This window comes from Nonomuraea sp. NPDC003201, assembly GCF_053590415.1.
This window is the reverse complement of the sequence record NZ_JBSFTC010000074.1, coordinates 39,489-40,400: the sequence shown is the minus strand read 5'-3', so window position 1 is coordinate 40,400 and position 912 is coordinate 39,489. Positions and strand designations below refer to the sequence as shown.

Here is a 912-nt window from a genome sequence, read left to right as displayed (position 1 = left end):
CGGTGACGAGATCACCGGCGTGATCGACTGGTCCGAGGCGAGCCAGGGCGATGCCCTGTTCGACCTCGCCATCTTGACGCTCGGACACGAGGAGCACCTTGTCGACGTCGTCGCCGGCTACGGCGCCGACGTCGACCTCGACGTGATCCGCGCGTGGTGGTCGCTGCGAAGCCTGCTGGTGATCCGCTGGCTGGTCGAGAATGGCTTCGACCCGTTCTCGCCAGGCTGCGAGGTCGACGTGCTGAGATCCCGGCTGTAAGGCTGCACGAGCCCGACGGCTACGAGTGCCGTTCTGCCGCATCGAGCGGGCCATCTCCTGAAGCGCGTCGCCTTCCGGACCGACGAGGTCATGGTCCTCGAAGATCACAGGCAGCCGGTCGGCGACATCGGAAGCCGACGCACGACTCAAGTCGAAGCTGCGCCTCAGCTGCGGACCAGCAACTGCCTCGAACAGACCCATGATGAAAAACCTCATTACTGCCCGGCACCTCATTACGGCCCGGCACCTCACCACCGCGCCACATCCCCACCACCGCGCCACATCCCCACCACCGCCCGGCACCTCACCACCGCGCCGCATCCCACCACCGCGCCGCACCTCACCACCGCGCCACATCCCACCACCGCCCGGCACCTCACCACCGCGCCACATCCCCACCACCGCGCCACATCCCCACCACCGCCCGGCACCTCACCACCGCGCCACATCCCCACCACCGCGCCACATCCCCACCACCGCGCCGCACCTCACCACCGCGCCGCATCCCACCACCGCCCGGCACCTCACCACCGCGCCACATCCCCACCACCGCGCCACATCCCACCACCGCCCGGCACCTCACCACCGCGCCACATCCCCACCACCGCGCCACATCCCACCACCGCCCGGCACCTCACCACCGCGCCACATCC

The 912-nt window shown here is 69.6% G+C and carries 1 protein-coding gene; it reads left to right on the top strand.

The features are described from left to right. Window positions 1-259 (top strand): phosphotransferase (locus tag ACWDX9_RS25400; RefSeq protein ID WP_449957906.1); only part of this gene is annotated, 259 nt, incomplete at its 5' end. Between the last annotated feature and the right edge of the window lie 653 nt (window positions 260-912).